The sequence below is a fragment of the Micromonospora sp. CNZ309 genome, assembly GCF_002846525.1.
The window spans coordinates 4,266,504-4,281,719 of the sequence record NZ_PJNG01000001.1; the positions used below are offsets into that span (position 1 = coordinate 4,266,504).

Genomic DNA, 15,216 nt, shown 5'->3' on the forward strand with positions numbered 1-15,216 from the left:
CCGGCCGGGCCCCTGGTCGGGCACCGGATCTTCTCGTTCCTGACGACGTACGGCCCGCACGTCGCGTCCCGCTAGGACCGCACCGCGTCCCGGGGCAGCGGCACCAGCGCCGCACCGACCCGCTCGACCAGCAGCGCCATCTCGTAGCCCACCTGACCGACGTCGCAGCTGCGGGCCGCCAGCACGGCCATCGACGAGCCGTCGCTGATCGACATCAGGAACAGGTAGCCGCTGTCCATCTCGATGACCGTCTGGAGCACGCCGCCGGCGCTGAACATCCGGGCGGCGCCCTCGGTCAGGCTGACCACGCCCGAGGTGATCGCGGCGAGCTGGTCCGCCCGGTCCGCGGGCAGATCCCGCGAGGAGGCGAGCAGCAGCCCGTCGGCGGACACCGCCACCACGTGGGCGATTCCCGCCACGCTGTCGGCGAAGTTGGTGAGCAACCAACTCATGTCCTGCATGGCCGCTGGCCTGTTCATCGACTCGTCTCCTTGGTCGAGGTGCTGTTCTGGTCCGTGCCGGCCGCCCGGCCGCGCTGCACGCCGCGGTGGTAGGCCGACAACAGGCCCCGAACTTCGTCCGGGGTACGCCGGCTGCGGTCGCGGCCGCCCCGGGGCTCGATCCCGCCCGGCACGAGCTGTGCCTGCGGCTGCCGCTTGGGCAGCCCCGAGCGGGTGGTGCCGGCGGTGGCGGGGGCCGCCGCCCGGCTGGCCCGGGACCAGCCCTCGTCTGCCGCCGTCCGCCAGGCGTCCGTGTCGGTCGCGGGCGCCGCCGGCGGCGGGTCCGCGACCGGCGCAGCAGGCGGGGTGGGAGGCGCCGCGGGGCGTGTGTCCGGCGTGGTGGGCCGCGCCGCGGCCGGCGGGGTGTACGACGGCGGTGCCGGCTGCGCGGTCGGCGGTGCCGGCTGCGCGGTCGGCGGTGCCGGCTGCGCGGTCGGTGCGGTGGTGTCGGTGCTGCCCGGCGTACGCGTGGGCAACCGCGGCGCGCGGGGCGCCGGTGCCGGCTGGGCGGCTGCCGGCGCGGCGGCGCTCGGCGCGGCGGTACTCGGCGCTCCGGCGGCCTGCTGGGCGGCGGGCGACTGGCTGAAGTCCGGGCGGGTGAAGATGGCCGTGGCGTCGTTACCGTGCGACCGGAACCACACCGCCTCCATCTCGCGGAAGATCGGCGCCTCGGCCGGCAGCTCGGGGCGCGGGGTGATCGGCGCGGCCGGGGCGGGGGCGAGCGGGGCCGTAGCGGCCAGGTTGGCCCCGAGGCCACGGCCGGTGCCCTGGTCGGAGCCGGCGAGACCCGCCGACAGCCCGGCGGTGGCCGGCGAACCGGCGATCGGGCCCACCGGCAGCCCGGGCGCACCCGGGGCCGTGGCCTCCCCGCCGGGGACGCGCTTGGGCAGCGCCTCGACCGTGGGGTACGCGACGGTCGGCGTGCCGACCGAGACGCCGCCGAAGGCCGGCCGGGCCGGGGGCGTCGGCGGGGCGGGCGGCGGTGCCGCCGGCAGGCCACCTGCCTGCACCGGGGCCATGGTGTCCCGCGCCTGCTCCGGGGCCTGCCACGGTGCCGGGGCGGCGGAGCGCCACTGGTCGGTCAGGGTGGCCGAGGCGGTACGCCCGGCGCCGGCCGGCTCGGCGAGGCCGGCCGGGGTGAGCGGGTTCTGCTCGACCGCGAGCGGCTGCCGGGGCCGGGTGATCTGCTGGTCCCGGCTGTGCACGGGCGGTAGCACGACCGTCGCGGCGGGCAGCGTCACCTGGGCGACGGTGCCGCCCTCCACGTTGCGGCGCAGCTCCACCCGGATGCCGTAGCGGGAGGCCAGCCGGCTGACCACGGCCAGACCCATGAGCCGGAACGCCGCGACGTCGACGCTCGGCGGGGCGGCCAGTCGCCGGTTGAGCGAGTCGAGCTGGTCGTCGGTCAGGCCGAGACCCCGGTCCTCGACCTGGATGAGGACGTAGTCGCGGATCCGGCGGCCGTCGGCGACCACGGTGGTGGTCGGCGGCGAGAAGCGGGTGGCGTTGTCGAGCAGCTCGGCGACGAGGCGGACCACGTCGTTGACGGCGTGCGCGGCGACCGAGATGTCGGTGTCGACGGTGCCGAACTCGATGCGGTTGTAGAGCTCCACCTCGGACTGGGCGGCCCGCAGCACGTCCACCAGCAGGGCGTCGTCGCGGCGCGGCACGGCGGAGTCGGCGCCCGCCAGGACGAGCAGGTTCTCGTCGTTGCGGCGCATCCGGGTGGCCAGGTGGTCCAGCTCGAAGAGCTGCGCGAGCCGCTTCGGGTCCTCCTCGCCGCGCTCGATCGCGTCGAGCTCACCGATCATGCGGTCGACCAGGGTCTGACTGCGCCGGGCGAGGTTGAGGAACATCGCCGAGACGCTGGTACGCAGCGCGGCCTGCTCGGCCGCCACCCGGACCGCCTCGCGGTGCACGACGTTGAAGGCGAGCGCCACCTGGCCCACCTCGTCGCGGTTGTTGAGCTGGATCGGGTCGCGTACCTCCCGGACGATCTCCTCGACGCCGCCGTCGCCGACGTTGCCGACGTTCTGCAGCCGCTTGACCGCGTCCGGCAGGTCGTGGTTCGCCACCGAGAGGGCGCCCTCCCGCAGCCGGCGCAGCGAGTGGTTGAGCGAGCGGGCCAGCACCACGGCGAGGGTCACGGCGACGATGAGGGTGAGCAGCACCAGCGCCGTCTCGATGATGGCCTGCCGGATGACGTCCGAGCGGGCCTGGTCGGCCTGGCTGAGCAGCCGGTCCTGGAGCCGGATCTCGGCCCACCGCATCAGGTCGTTGACGGCGCCGATGGCGGCGGTGGCGTCCTGGGCGGTCACCAGGGAGGGCTGCCCGACCGAGCGGGTGATGTCGGCGGCCACCCGGTCGGCGAGGGTGACCGCGTCGCCGGAGACCGTGCTCTCGACCAGGGCCCGCTGGGTCGGGTCGGCGGCGAGGGTGAAGGCGCCCAGCGCCTCCTGCTGGCTGGTCAGCGTGGCGACGAAGGAGGAGAACTGCTCCTCGTCGAGCCGGCCGCTGATCAGGGCGGTGAAGGCGACCGACTGCTCCTCGGCGACGGCCGCCTTGGCGCGGGCGAACGCGGCGACCGCGCGCCGGGCGTCCGCGAGCCGCTCGTCGCCGGGCAGCTGGGCCAGCCCGTCGCCGTACGCGACCAGGTCGGTGATGATGACGCCGTAGCGCAGTGCCGCCTCGGCGACCGCCATCTGCTGGCGGTCCAGCACCTCCTGCCGGGTGGCGGCGAGCGTCTCCAGGTGCTCGTCGATGGTCGCCAGCCGCTCGCGCACGGCGGACGGCAGGTCATCGATGCGACCGCGCTCGGCCCGGTACGCCGCGACCCGCTCGTCGGTGCTGCGCACCCGCAGGTTGTAGGCGTCGGCCTTCTGCTGCGGCGTCGACAGGAAGGCCGCCGCGGCCATCCGCTCGGCGTGCAGGTCCTGCGTCAGGGCGGAGACGTCGACGGAGAGCGCGGTCAGCGCCCGGGCCTGGTTGGCGTCGAAGGTGTTCTCGCCGACCGCGACGAGTCGGACCGTCGCCAGCGCGAGCACCGCGGCGACCGGCACGACCAGGATCAGCGCGAGCTTGGAGCGGATCCGCACGTCGCGGAGCCGGGGCAGCCGACGCCGCTTCGGCTGATCGGTGTCGCCACTCGCGGGCAGGGTCGTCGGTCCGGTGCTCACGACATCGCCTCCGTCGTTTCTTCCACGCCTGCCCCGCCGACTCGCGCCCGGTGCAGCGGACTGCGCCACACGCGGCACGGCCGCGATTTCATCAGAAGTGATCCTGTTTGGGAAGCCACAGCGGGGTAGGAAACGGTCGGAGGGCACGCATCCCGTGATCCGGTCAACTAATACCTTCAATTCTCCATGCCCGTGAACAGGGCATGTAACTCCAGAGTGGTCATCCGTGTCGTATTAGTAAGCGTTTGCAAACTTCCCGCTGCCCCACCATGTGGGATACGCGTCCCGAAACGCTTCGGACGCTCCGCTTGACCGCAGGGGTCCGGCGTTGGCAAGGTTTTGCACGCTTCGCGCACACCGTACGGCAGACCGATCCCGTTCCTCTACTGAGGACGGACAACCCGGCGGTGACCGGGTATCGCCCGGGCCGCATCTGGAGGACTGAGTTGAGCCCCATCCGCTCCGCGACCGCCGCCGCGCTCGCATCGGCCGTGCTGGCCACCACGCTCACCGGCTGCCAGTTCGGGGCGGACGAGAAGGACACCAGTCCCATCGTCATCGCCGCGGACCTCGAACTCTCCGGTGCCGCCGCGCCGGTCGGCAAGGCGTACCAGCGGGCGCTGGAACTGAAGGTCGGGCAGCTGAACTCCTCCGGTGCGCTGAACGGCCGGAAGGTCGAGCTGCGGGTGAAGGACAACCGGTCGGACGCGAGCGAGTCGCTGCGCAACATCGGTGACTTCAGCGCTGATTCCCAAGTCAGCGCCATCATCATGGGCGGCTGCAACGAATGCGCCGTCGGTGCCGTACGCACCATCAACGAGAAGCGAATTCCCACCATTGCGCTCGCGGCGTCCAGCGCCGTGTCCACCCCGGTCGCCGAACGGCGGTACGTGTTCAAGCTCTCCCCGAACGCGGCCGACAGCGCCGCCGCCCTCGCCGGCGAGATGCGCCGCAAGGGCGTACGCAAGGCGGGCGTGCTGCACAGCGACGACGCCTACGGCCGCGAGGGGTCGACCGCGCTGCGCGCCGAGTTCGCGAAGGCCGGCGTCAAGCTGGTGCGCGAAGAGGCCGTGCGCACCACCGACACCGAGGTCGGTCAGCAGGTCAAGGACCTGATCGCGAAGAAGCCGGACGCGCTGGTCGTCTGGACCCCGGCGGAGCAGGCGACGCTGGCCGCCACCGCCGCTCAGCAGGCCAAGTTCGAGGGCGACCTCTTCTTCGACGCGGCGGCAGCCGGCGACCTCTTCCTCGGTGCCGCGTCCAAGGCGACCGAGCGCGCCACGCTGGTCTTCACCCAGACCATGGTGATCGACGACGTGATCGCCACGACCCCGGCGAAGGCGGCCCGCCGGCAGTGGTTCCAGGACTACACCGCCCGCTTCGGCAGCTACAACGGATCCTCGTCGTTCGCGGCCGACGCGGTGCAGCTCATCGCCGACGCCGAACTGCGCTCGGGCGGCGAGCCCGGCGAGGTCGACCGCGACGGCATCCGGGACGTGCTGGAGACGACCCAGCTGGACGGTCTCTCCGGGCCCATCCGGATGACCCCGGACAACCACTCCGGCCTGATGCCGCAGGCCCTCACCACCCTGGTGGCGCGCAACGGGCGCTGGCGCCTCGCGAGCTGACCGGCCGGTGTGGCCCGCCGTTCTCCGGCGGGCCACACCGAGGGCTGCACGAGCGGGTCAGCGGGCCGAGGTGGTGGCGCGCACCCACGGCAGGGCGAGCCGCTCGACCAGGGACAGCGCGCTGTAGAGCAGGATGCTCATCAGCGCGATCAACACGATCGCCGCCCAGGCGGTCGCGGTGTCGCCGATGCCGTTGTACTGCAGGATCTGGTAGCCCAGCCCCGGCTTGTCCGAATAGAACTCGCCGATCACCGCGCCGATCGCGGCCAGCGGCATCGCCACCTTGAGCCCGACGAAGATCTGCGGCAGCGCGGCGGGGAAGCGCACCTTGCGGAACGCCTGCCACCACGAGGCGTTCAGCGAGCGGGCCAGCTCGGCCAGGTCGTTGGGGGTGGTGGTGAGGCCGGTCGCCGTGGAGAGCACGACCGGGAAGAAGCAGAGCAGGAACACCATGGTCAGGATCGGCTTCGTGCCCCAGCCGACCGAGACCACCAGCAGCGGGCCCAGGGCGATCTTCGGCACCGCGTTGACCGCCACCAGCAGCGGCGCGAACATCCGCTCGACCCGCCGGGAACCGGCCAGGGCCATCCCGATCAGCACCCCGGCCACCGCCGACAGCAGGAAGCCGACCACGGTCATCGTGGTGGTCACGCCCAGTGCCGGCAGCAGCACGTCGTTCCCCGCCACCATCGCCTGCCACACCGCCTGCGGCGGGGGCAGCGCGACCGGGTGCACGAGTTGCAGGCCGGACGTGACCAGCCACCAGGCGGCCAGCGTGATCACGGCACCGAGCAGCGGCAGCCCGACGGCCGCCGGGCGTACGCCGGACCGGCGCGGGGGCGCGCCGGCGCCCACGGGCTTCTTCCCGACGTGGCCGGACCGGGTAACGGTCGTCTCCGTCACAGGTTCTCCTCTCCTGCCGGCCGGGCCGGCACGCGACGGGGGTGCGGCCACCGGGTCGCCCCGGTGGACCGCACCCCCGTGCCGCGGTCGGCGTCGATCAGGCCTTCGGCGCGAGGCTGAAGTCGATGATCTGGTCGGGGGTGATGTTCTGCTTGAGCGCACCGGCGCCCTGGAGGATCGCGATGCTCTTGGCGACCCGGCCGCTGTCCAGCGTGCCGAGCTGCGTGCCGGAGTTGCTGGAGCGCACGTAGCCGGCCATGAGCTGGAGCTCGGCGGCGGCCGCGGCGGGGTTGGCGGCGTCGACGTTCTTCTTCAGCAGCTCACCCGCCTCCTGCGGGTTGGTCAGCGCGTACTCCAGGCCCTTCATCAGGGCCGCGGTGAACCGCTTGACCATCTCCGGCTTCTCCTTGGCGATCTTGGCGGAGGTGATCAGCACGTTGCCGTAGAGGTCCTGCATCACGTTGCTGTACGGCAGCATGACGGCCTTCTGCTTGGTCACCGTCTCGATGGTCGGCTGGCCGACGACGAACTGGCCGATGCCGTCCACCGTGCCGGAGCCGAGCATGCCCATCAGGGCCTGCGCCTGACCGGGCACCCACTGCACCTTGCTGGCGTCCACGCCGGCCAGCCGGGCGTACGTCGGGAAGAGGTTGCGGACGACGGAGCCCTCGGTGTCGGCGAGCTTCTTGCCCTCCAGGTCCTTCGGCGACGCGATGCCCTTGCCCTCGACGGTGGCGATGGCGGCCATGGTGCGCTGCTGGATCGCGGCGACCGCGACGAAGTCCTTGGCCGCGCCGTTGCCGAACTGGAGCAGACCGCCGGTGAGGTCGATCGGGCCGAACTGGGCCTGCCCGCCGACGATTGTCCCGATCACGGCGTTGGTGCCCTGACCCGGCTTGATGTCGACGTCGAACCCGGCCTCCTTGAAGAAGCCCTTCTCCTTCGCGACCCAGGCGTAGGAGTCACGGCCGAAGTTGCCGAACGAGGTGAGGTAGGTCACCTTCTCCAACGCCGTGCCGTTGCCGCTCTTGGTGTCGGCGCCGGAGTCCGAGTCGCCGCTGCACCCGGAGACCAGGGCAAGGGCGGTGGCCAGCGCAGCGGCAGCGACCGTACGGGTCAGCCTTCTCATCAGTGCACCATGTCCTTTCCGACCGGAGCGGCGCGCCGCCACCGGAGGGGTTGTCTAGGTGGGCCGGCCGAGGGGTTGGGCCGACACCAACCGTCGTGAGGGGACTCTTAGCGGTGGACAGCGTACGAGAAACCGACCCCGACAATGCCAGGCGTATGGGTTTCGTTACGGAAAAATCCTCGCTTCCACCCCGGACGACATGTCGTCCACACGGGCCGGTTACCCTGGGCCGCGACTGCTGATCGCCCACTCAGGGAGGCCGCCGGAGATGATCCAGCTTTCCGGGGTGTCCCGCACCTTCGACGGCCGCAGCGGCCGCGTCGAGGCGCTGCGCGGCATCGACCTCGACGTCGCCGCCGGCGAGTTCGTCGCCGTACTCGGCCGCTCCGGTTGCGGCAAGTCCACGCTGCTGCGCCTGATCGCCGGCCTGCTCCCCGTCAGCGACGGCAGCATCACCGTGGCCGGTACGCCGATCACCAAGCCGCGGCCGGACATCGCGATGCTCTTCCAGCGACCGGCCCTGCTCCCCTGGCGCACGGTCCTGGACAACGTCCTGCTCCCCGTGGAGATCTTCGGCTGGAAGCGGGCCAAGCACCGCGACCGGGCCCGGGAGCTGCTGGACCTCGCCGGGCTGGCCGGCTTCGAGAAGCGGCTGCCGCACGAACTCTCCGGCGGCATGCAGCAGCGGGTGTCGCTGTGCCGGTCGCTGATCGGCGAGCCCCGGGTGATGCTGATGGACGAGCCGTTCTCCGCGCTCGACGCGCTGACCCGCGAGGAGCTCTCCGGCGAGCTGCAGCGCGTACACATGACCTCCGGGGCCACCATCGTGTTCGTCACCCACTCGATCGACGAGGCGGTGCTGCTGGCCGACCGGGTGGTCGTCCTCAGCCCCCGCCCCGGCCGGATCCGCAAGGTGGTCGACGTGAACATCCCGCGACCGCGCACCCTGGGCCGCAACGCGCACCTGGCCGACGTCGCCCGCGTCAGCGCCGACCTGCACGAACTCCTCATGGAGCGGGACCTGCCGGCGACAGCCGGCGCGGAAGGACGATGAGCATGCGGGTCACCGTCTTCACCGAGCCGCACCGGGGCGCCAGCTACGACGACCAGCTCCGTTTCGCCCGGCTGGCCGAGGACGGCGGCTTCGAGGGCTTCCTCCGCGCCGACCACTACCAGGCGATGGGCGACGAACCGGCCCTGCCCGGCCCGACCGACGCCTGGCTCACGCTGGCCGCGCTGGCCCGCGAGACCAGCCGGATCCGGCTCGGCACCCTGGTCACCTCCGCCACCTTCCGGCCGCCCGGCCCGCTGGCCGTGATGGTGGCCCAGGTGGACCAGATGAGCGGCGGCCGCGTCGAACTCGGCATCGGCGCCGGCTGGTACGAGCGGGAGCACACCTCCTACGGCATCCCGTTCCCGGCCGTCGGCGAACGCTTCGACCGGCTGGCCGAGCAGTTGGAGATCGTCACCGGGCTGTGGCGGACGCCGCCGGGCGAGACGTACAGCTTCACCGGCGACCACTACCGGCTGGTCCAGGCTCCCGCCCTGCCGAAGCCGGTGCAGGTGCCCGGCCCGCCGATCATCGTCGGCGGTCGCGGCCCGAAGCGCACCCCCGAACTCGCCGCCCGGTACGCCGACGAGTTCAACATGCCGTTCAAGACCGTCGCGGAGACCGCCGTCGCGTACGAGCGGGTGCGGGAGGCCTGCGACCGCACCGGCCGGGCCGAGTCGGGGCGTGCCCCGCTCACCCTCTCCGCCGGGATCGTGGTGGCGATCGGCCGCACCGACGCCGAGGCCCAGCGCCGCGCCGCCCCGCTGCACGTCAAGAGCGCCTTGCCGCCGGAGGACCCGGTGGTCGGCTCGCCCGCGCAGCTCGTCGACCGGATCGGCGAGTTCGCCGCGATCGGCGCCACCCGGGTGCACCTGCGGCTGATCGACTTCGCCGACCTCGACCACCTGGAGCTCATCGCCGCCGAGGTGCTCCCCCGACTGGACGGAACCCGATGACCGACGCGCACCTCGAACTCGGGCCGGTGGGCCAGGAGATCGTGTACGAGAACGACCGGGTCCGGGTCTGGCACATCCGCCTGGAGCCGGGCGAACGGCAGCCGCTGCACCGGCACGACCACCCGTACCTCGTGGTGGCGATCCAGGGGGCGAAGAACGTCGTGCAGACGATCGACGGCACCCTCATCGACGCCGACGAGCCGACCGGCGGGGTCGTCTACCGGGACCCGGGCGCCGTGCACATGCTGACCAACGTGGGCGACACGACCTACCTGGCCCGGCTGGTCGAGCTGAAGTAACCGCCGGCCGGCGGGTCACCCCCGCTCGCGGCGCGCCGGTGGCGGCCTGGTCAACAGGTGCGTAACGTGCCGGACATGGCCTTTCGGACCTGGGGCAGACTGCTGCTCACCGCGCTCGGGGTGAGCCTGCTGGCCGGGGCCGGTCAGCTCGGCATCGCCTTCGGCTTCGGCGTCGTCCGGCTCACCGGCACCTTCACCGGCGCCACCGTCAACCAGTGGCCGGCCCAGCTCGTCTGGGCGGGCTGGTTCGCCGCCAACGCCGCCGTGGTGGGCGCGGTGCTCACCGAGCGCCTGGCCCGCCGGGACGGAGGGCTGGCCGGCACCGGGCGCCTGCTCGCCGTCGCCGGCGCCGCCGCACTGGGCGCCACCGTCGTCGCGCCGCTGTGCATGCAGCCCGCCCGGGCGGCCGAACTCGTCACGGTGGACCCCGTCTGGGCCGTCGGCATCTGCGCCGTCCTCGGTGCGGTGGTCGGTGCGGGCGCTGCCCTCGCCGTACTGCTCCAGCCGCCGGTGGGGTGGAACATGGCGGCCGTCGCGGGCGCCGTCTGGCTGCTGGCCCTGGTCTCGGTGACGCCGTCGCTGCTGTCCGGGCCGCTGGAGACCGTACGCCTGGGGGTGCCGGAGCCGGCGTCGCTCGAGGCCGGCACGGCGCAGCGGCTGGCCCTGGTCGTCCTGCCGCTGGTGGCCCTGCTGGCGGGCGCCGCGACTGGCGGGCTGGCCCGCTGGCGCGGCCACCCGCCGCTGGTCAGCGGCGCGACGGGAGTGGCGGGGCCGGTGCTGGTCGCGTTCGCCTACCTGACCGCCGGTCCCGGCGACACCGCCGACCGCTACCAGCTCACGCCGTACTACGCGGCGCTGCTCGCGGTGGCCGCCGGCGCCCTCGGGTCGGCCGCCGCCGCGCTGCTGCGCTGGCCGCTGGTCGCCCGCACCGCTCCCACCGGAGCCATCGAGCCGACCGACATCCTGCGTCCGTTGCCGGCCGGTCCGGCCCTGCCGCACGCCCCGGCGTCCGCCGCCGGGGACGAGCCGGAGACGGTCGACCTGGCCGGTGCCACCCTGGCCACCACCGACCGGGCCGGCGGCACGGACTCCGGCGCGGTCACCACCGCCACCGGCGACGGTCGGGAGCCCCGGGCCGTCCCCCCGCACTGGGACTGGCCCGCCGGGGGAGGAATCGCCCCGGCCCCCGCCGCCCGGACGGGCGCGGGTCCGCAGTGGACGGCCGGCTCCGACGCCCCGGCCGCAGCCGAGCGCCCGGCCGAACCGGAACCCGCCCGTACGCCGGACGCCGCCGCCCACGCCCCGACGGCCCCGTCCGTCCCGGCCACCACGGAAGCGACACCCACCGCCGACGCGTCACCCGCCTTCGAGGCGCCCGCCGAGGCGACGCCCGCCGGGCAGCCCCTCCGGGAGGCGACACTTGCCGGACGCCCGGCCGGGGAGACGACTCCCCCGGCGCAGCCGGCCGAGCCCCCGACGCCAGCCGTGCAGCCGGCCGAGGGCACGTCGGCCGCGCAGCCGGCCGATGGATCCACGCCCGCCGGGCAGCCGGCCGGAGCGGTCGCCGGGCAGCCGGCCACGGCGAGCGCGCCCAAGCCCCGCCGTACCCGCAAGCCCCGGTCCACGCGCCAGGTCGCCCCCGTGGCGGTATCCGAAGCTGCGGACCCGACGCCCACCGCCGAGGCCCCGACCCCCGCCGCTCCGGACCCGACCCCCGCCACTCCGGAACCGGCGCCCACCGCTGCGGAACCGGCGCCCGCCACTGCGGACCCGAAGCCCGGGGACGCTGCCCCGAAGCCCGTCGCCCCGGACGCCCCCGCGAGCGCGGACGCCGCCGCGAACAGCACGACGGTCCCCGCTGCCGGCGCCGCGCCGCCGCCCGTCCCCGCGTGGCCGGTCCCGCCCCGGCCCCAGGCCGACACGGCCGAGGTCGCCCGGCCCGCCGCCGAACCCGCCGCCGAGAGCACGCCGCGGCCCCGCCACCGGGCCCCGATGCCCGACCTGGCCCGCGCCGCGAGCTGGGAGGCGCTCGCCACCGCGCGCCGGGGCGGCCCCGCCCCGGCGTCCGCCGACAGCACCCCGACGAACGGCGCCGCCACCGGGGCGGAGGCGTCACCGGGATCCGCGTCGCCCGGCGAGGCCGAGCAGCCCACCGGGCGGGGCCGGGGCCGGCTGGGCCTGTTCCGCCGCAACCGGTCCCGGGCCGAGGAGGCCCCGGCCGAACAGGAGCCCGAGCCGCTGCCGGCGCAGGACGAGGAGTACGTGGACTGGGTCACCGGCCTGAGCAGGCCGGTCCCGGACAACGAGCCCGAGCAGGAGAACGGCCGGCGGTCGTTGCGTTCCACCGGCCGCCACCACCGCGACTGACCCGGCCGACGACGCCCGCCCCGCCCGGAGGACCGGGCAGGGCGGGCGTCGCCGATCTTCCGGCAGAGCCACCCCGGACCCCCGCTGCCGTGCGGGATACGGAACGTCTTCTCCGACAGCTCGGACGGGCGGTCTCGGCGCTCAGGCCAGCGGCAGGTAGACGCGGCCGCCCGAGGAGAGGAACTCCTCCGACTTGTCCTTCATGCCGCGTGCCGCGTACTCCTTCAGCTCCTGGGTGATCTTCATGGAGCAGAACTTCGGGCCGCACATCGAGCAGAAGTGGGCGGTCTTCGCCGGCTCCGCCGGCAGGGTCGCGTCGTGGTACGAGCGCGCGGTCTCCGGGTCCAGCGACAGGTTGAACTGGTCCTCCCAGCGGAACTCGAACCGCGCCTTCGACAGCGCGTCGTCCCACGCCTGCGCCCCGGGGTGCCCCTTGGCCAGGTCGGCCGCGTGGGCGGCGATCTTGTACGCGATCACGCCGGCCTTCACGTCGTCGCGGTCCGGCAGCCCCAGGTGCTCCTTCGGGGTCACGTAGCAGAGCATGGCGGTGCCGAACATGCCGATCATCGCGGCGCCGATCGCCGACGTGATGTGGTCGTACGCGGGGGCGATGTCCGTGGTCAGCGGGCCGAGGGTGTAGAACGGCGCCTCGTGGCACCACTCCTGCTGGAGGTCCACGTTCTCCTTGATCTTGTGCATCGGCACGTGGCCGGGCCCCTCGATCATCACCTGGACGTCGTGCTCCCAGGCGACCTTCGTCAGCTCGCCCAGGGTGCGCAGCTCGGCGAACTGAGCGGCGTCGTTGGCGTCGGCGATCGAGCCGGGGCGCAGCCCGTCGCCGAGCGAGAACGTCACGTCGTAGCGCGCGAGGATCTCGCACAGCTCGCGGAAGTTGGTGTAGAGGAAGTTCTCCTCGTGGTGCGCCAGGCACCAGGCCGCCATGATCGAGCCGCCCCGCGAGACGATGCCGGTCACCCGGTCCACCGCCAGCGGCACGTACGGCAGCAGCACCCCGGCGTGCACCGTCATGTAGTCGACGCCCTGCTCGGCCTGCTCGATCACGGTCTCCCGGAAGACCTCCCAGCTCAGCTTCACCGGGTCGCCGCCGACCTTCTCCAGCGCCTGGTAGATCGGCACGGTGCCGATCGGCACCGGCGAGTTCCGCACGATCGCCTCGCGCGTCTCGTGGATCCGCTTGCCCGTCGACAGGTCCATCACCGTGTCCGCGCCCCACCGGGTCGCCCAGGTCAGCTTCTCCACCTCCTCGGCGACCGACGAGGTGACCGCCGAGGTGCCGATGTTGGCGTTGACCTTGACCAGGAACGCCTTGCCGATGATCGCCGGCTCGCACTCGGGGTGGTTGACGTTGAGCGGCAGCACGGCCCGCCCGGCGGCGATCTCGTCGCGGACGAACTCCGGCGCCATCCCCTCCCGGATCGCCACGAACTCCATCTCCGGCGTCACCACGCCGGCCCGCGCGTACGCGAGCTGGGTGGGGCGCCGCCCGTCGGCGCCCGCGAGCGGGGTGCCCGCGCCCCGGACCGGGGCCACGTCGCCGCGCTCGGCGATCCACGCCCCGCGCAGCGGCGGGAGCCCCACCTCCGGGTCGGAACCGGGTCCGGAGGTGTCGTAGAGCCGCAGCGGCGGGTTGTCGCCGGCCAGTTCCACCTCGGCGAACGGCACCCGCACGTCCGGCCGGGACCCCTCCACGTACACCTTGCGACGTGCCTGCATGACAGCCTCCCTGGTGATCAAGCGGACCAGCCGAAGTGGTCCAGCGGGCCGCGTCCCGCGCCCAGCTCCCAGTCCCGCGCGCCGGTCAGCGCGCGGAAGACGTACTCCTTGGCGGCGGCGACCGCCGTCGGCACCGGGTCGCCGAGGGCCAGCCGCACGGCGATCGCCGCCGAGAACGAGCACCCGGTGCCGTGGTTGTGCCGGGTGTCGACCCGGGGCCCGCGCAGCAGGGTGGTGACACCGCTGCCGTGCAGCACGTCGACCGCCTCACCGTCGGCGTCCACGTCGCCGCCGGTCACCACCACGTGCGCCGGGCCGCCGGCCGCGAGCGCCTCGGCGGCGGCGACCATCTCCTCGACCGTGGTCACCGGGCGTCCGGTGATGGCCGCGGCCTCCGCGCAGTTCGGCGTGGCCACCTCGGCGTACGGCAGCAGCCGCTCGACGGCCGCGACCACGCCCAGCCGGTGCCCGCTGGTGGCGACGAGCACCGGGTCGACGACGAGGTGCGGCAGCCGTCCGTCCTTCGCGGCGTCGGCCACCGCGTCGGCGACCGCCGGGGTGCCGAGCATGCCCGTCTTGGCGGCCCCGACGGCGAAGTCGGCGAGCACGCTGTCGAGCTGCTCGGTGACCGTGCGCGGCGGCAGCGGCAGCACGGCGTCGACGCCCCGCGTGTTCTGCGCGGTGACGGCGGTGAGCACGCTGGTGCCGTACGCGCCGAGGGCCGCGAAGACCTTCAGGTCGGCCTGGATGCCGGCGCCGGCGCCGGAGTCCGAGCCGGCGATGGTGAGCACGGTCGTCGGGGTCATCGTTCCTCTTCCGTGGTCGCGTACGGGAGCTCGCGCGGGGCCTGCGTGGTCGTCGCGTTTGAAGGCTGCGCGGTGGCGGCGGCTGCCGTGAGGGTGGCTGCCGCCGCCTCGGGGTCGTCGGCGCGCATCACGGCGCCCAGCACCGCCACCCCCACGGCACCCGCCTCGACGCAGGCGGCCACCTGGTCCGGGCTCTGCACTCCGCCGAGCGCCAGGACCGGCACGGGGCTGACCGCGATGAGCGCGCCGAGCCCGTCCGGGCGTAGCGGTGGACCGTAGCCGGGCTTGGTGCTCGTCGGGTACACGGGCGAGAGGGTGGCGTAGTCCTCCGTGGTCAGGCGCGCCAGCTCCGCCCGGTCGTGGCAGGAGCGGCCCACCAGGCCGAGGCGCGGCGGCGGGTACGGTCCCGCCGATGGCAGGTGCACGGCGTCCCCGCCGAGCGGGTCGGGGCCGGCGACGATCAGCGTGCCGCCCGCCTCGGCGAGGATCGCGCGCAGGTCGACGGCGAGGGCGGCGCGCTCGGCCCGGGGCAGGTCCTTCTCCCGCAGCACCACCCACCGCACTCCCCCGGCCGCCGCCCCCGCCACGACCTCGGCCAGCGGCCGCCGCGCCTGCCACCGGTCGGTCAGCAGCAGGACGCCGGCCGGCCCGCCCGAGATCCTGGTGG

At 74.1% G+C, this 15,216-nt stretch carries 12 protein-coding genes; 5 read left to right on the forward strand and 7 right to left on the reverse strand.

The features are described from left to right. Positions 1–71 precede the first annotated feature (71 nt). Complete coding sequence (locus tag CLT72_RS17680) at positions 72–479, reverse strand: roadblock/LC7 domain-containing protein (RefSeq protein ID WP_067359650.1); 408 nt, start codon at positions 477–479, stop codon at positions 72–74. Continuing rightward, the gene (locus CLT72_RS17685) at positions 476–3,676 is read right to left on the reverse strand and encodes a sensor histidine kinase (RefSeq protein ID WP_101412780.1); all 3,201 of its coding nucleotides are present in this window, start codon (positions 3,674–3,676) and stop codon (positions 476–478) included. Before CLT72_RS17685 ends, CLT72_RS17680 begins: the two co-directional genes overlap by 4 nt. A 446-nt stretch (positions 3,677–4,122) precedes the next feature. On the opposite strand from CLT72_RS17685, the gene CLT72_RS17690 reads away from it, so the two are divergent. Further along, on the forward strand, positions 4,123–5,304 hold the full coding sequence (locus tag CLT72_RS17690) for an ABC transporter substrate-binding protein (protein ID WP_101412781.1): 1,182 nt from the start codon (positions 4,123–4,125) through the stop codon (positions 5,302–5,304). A 57-nt stretch (positions 5,305–5,361) separates the two neighbouring features. On the opposite strand, the gene CLT72_RS17695 is transcribed toward CLT72_RS17690, so the two are convergent. Then, positions 5,362–6,159, reverse strand: coding sequence for an ABC transporter permease (locus CLT72_RS17695; protein ID WP_308220801.1), 798 nt, complete (start codon positions 6,157–6,159; stop codon positions 5,362–5,364). 145 nt (positions 6,160–6,304) lie between these two features. Continuing rightward, positions 6,305–7,336, reverse strand: coding sequence for an ABC transporter substrate-binding protein (locus tag CLT72_RS17700; RefSeq protein ID WP_101412783.1), 1,032 nt, complete (start codon positions 7,334–7,336; stop codon positions 6,305–6,307). A gap of 268 nt (positions 7,337–7,604) precedes the next feature. On the opposite strand from CLT72_RS17700, the gene CLT72_RS17705 reads away from it, so the two are divergent. The 4 genes from CLT72_RS17705 (at position 7,605) to CLT72_RS17720 (ending at position 12,009) form a co-directional block, all read left to right on the forward strand. Then, positions 7,605–8,390: an ABC transporter ATP-binding protein gene (locus tag CLT72_RS17705; protein WP_088998383.1), complete on the forward strand. Its 786-nt coding sequence runs from the start codon at positions 7,605–7,607 to the stop codon at positions 8,388–8,390. Between the two features lie 2 nt (positions 8,391–8,392). After that, complete coding sequence (locus CLT72_RS17710) at positions 8,393–9,343, forward strand: LLM class F420-dependent oxidoreductase (protein WP_101412784.1); 951 nt, start codon at positions 8,393–8,395, stop codon at positions 9,341–9,343. Beyond that, on the forward strand, positions 9,340–9,642 hold the full coding sequence (locus CLT72_RS17715) for a cupin domain-containing protein (RefSeq protein WP_088998381.1): 303 nt from the start codon (positions 9,340–9,342) through the stop codon (positions 9,640–9,642). Before CLT72_RS17710 ends, CLT72_RS17715 begins: the two co-directional genes overlap by 4 nt. Before the next feature lie 75 nt (positions 9,643–9,717). Next, positions 9,718–12,009, forward strand: coding sequence for a hypothetical protein (locus tag CLT72_RS17720; protein ID WP_486484273.1), 2,292 nt, complete (start codon positions 9,718–9,720; stop codon positions 12,007–12,009). 141 nt (positions 12,010–12,150) lie between these two features. On the opposite strand, the gene thiC is transcribed toward CLT72_RS17720, so the two are convergent. The 3 genes from thiC to CLT72_RS17735 are packed head-to-tail and all read right to left on the reverse strand — an operon-like array spanning position 12,151 to position 15,208. Then, complete coding sequence (gene thiC, locus CLT72_RS17725; protein ID WP_101412785.1) at positions 12,151–13,743, reverse strand: phosphomethylpyrimidine synthase ThiC; 1,593 nt, start codon at positions 13,741–13,743, stop codon at positions 12,151–12,153. A gap of 17 nt (positions 13,744–13,760) precedes the next feature. Beyond that, the gene (gene thiD / locus CLT72_RS17730) at positions 13,761–14,549 is read right to left on the reverse strand and encodes a bifunctional hydroxymethylpyrimidine kinase/phosphomethylpyrimidine kinase (RefSeq protein ID WP_101412786.1); all 789 of its coding nucleotides are present in this window, start codon (positions 14,547–14,549) and stop codon (positions 13,761–13,763) included. Then, complete coding sequence (locus CLT72_RS17735) at positions 14,546–15,208, reverse strand: thiamine phosphate synthase (RefSeq protein WP_350820918.1); 663 nt, start codon at positions 15,206–15,208, stop codon at positions 14,546–14,548. The genes thiD and CLT72_RS17735 overlap by 4 nt, the downstream gene beginning before the upstream one ends. Positions 15,209–15,216: the final 8 nt, after the last annotated feature.

What these genes read in the sequence shown, in the direction of transcription:
- CLT72_RS17680 (WP_067359650.1), bottom strand. Translation starts at nt 479, where the DNA reads ATGAACAGGCCAGCGGCCATGCAGGACATGAGTTGGTTGCTCACCAAC.
- CLT72_RS17700 (WP_101412783.1), bottom strand. Translation starts at nt 7,336, where the DNA reads ATGAGAAGGCTGACCCGTACGGTCGCTGCCGCTGCGCTGGCCACCGCC.
- CLT72_RS17705 (WP_088998383.1), top strand. Translation starts at nt 7,605, where the DNA reads ATGATCCAGCTTTCCGGGGTGTCCCGCACCTTCGACGGCCGCAGCGGC.
- CLT72_RS17710 (WP_101412784.1), top strand. Translation starts at nt 8,393, where the DNA reads ATGCGGGTCACCGTCTTCACCGAGCCGCACCGGGGCGCCAGCTACGAC.
- CLT72_RS17715 (WP_088998381.1), top strand. Translation starts at nt 9,340, where the DNA reads ATGACCGACGCGCACCTCGAACTCGGGCCGGTGGGCCAGGAGATCGTG.
- CLT72_RS17720 (WP_486484273.1), top strand. Translation starts at nt 9,718, where the DNA reads ATGGCCTTTCGGACCTGGGGCAGACTGCTGCTCACCGCGCTCGGGGTG.
- thiC (WP_101412785.1), bottom strand. Translation starts at nt 13,743, where the DNA reads ATGCAGGCACGTCGCAAGGTGTACGTGGAGGGGTCCCGGCCGGACGTG.
- thiD (WP_101412786.1), bottom strand. Translation starts at nt 14,549, where the DNA reads ATGACCCCGACGACCGTGCTCACCATCGCCGGCTCGGACTCCGGCGCC.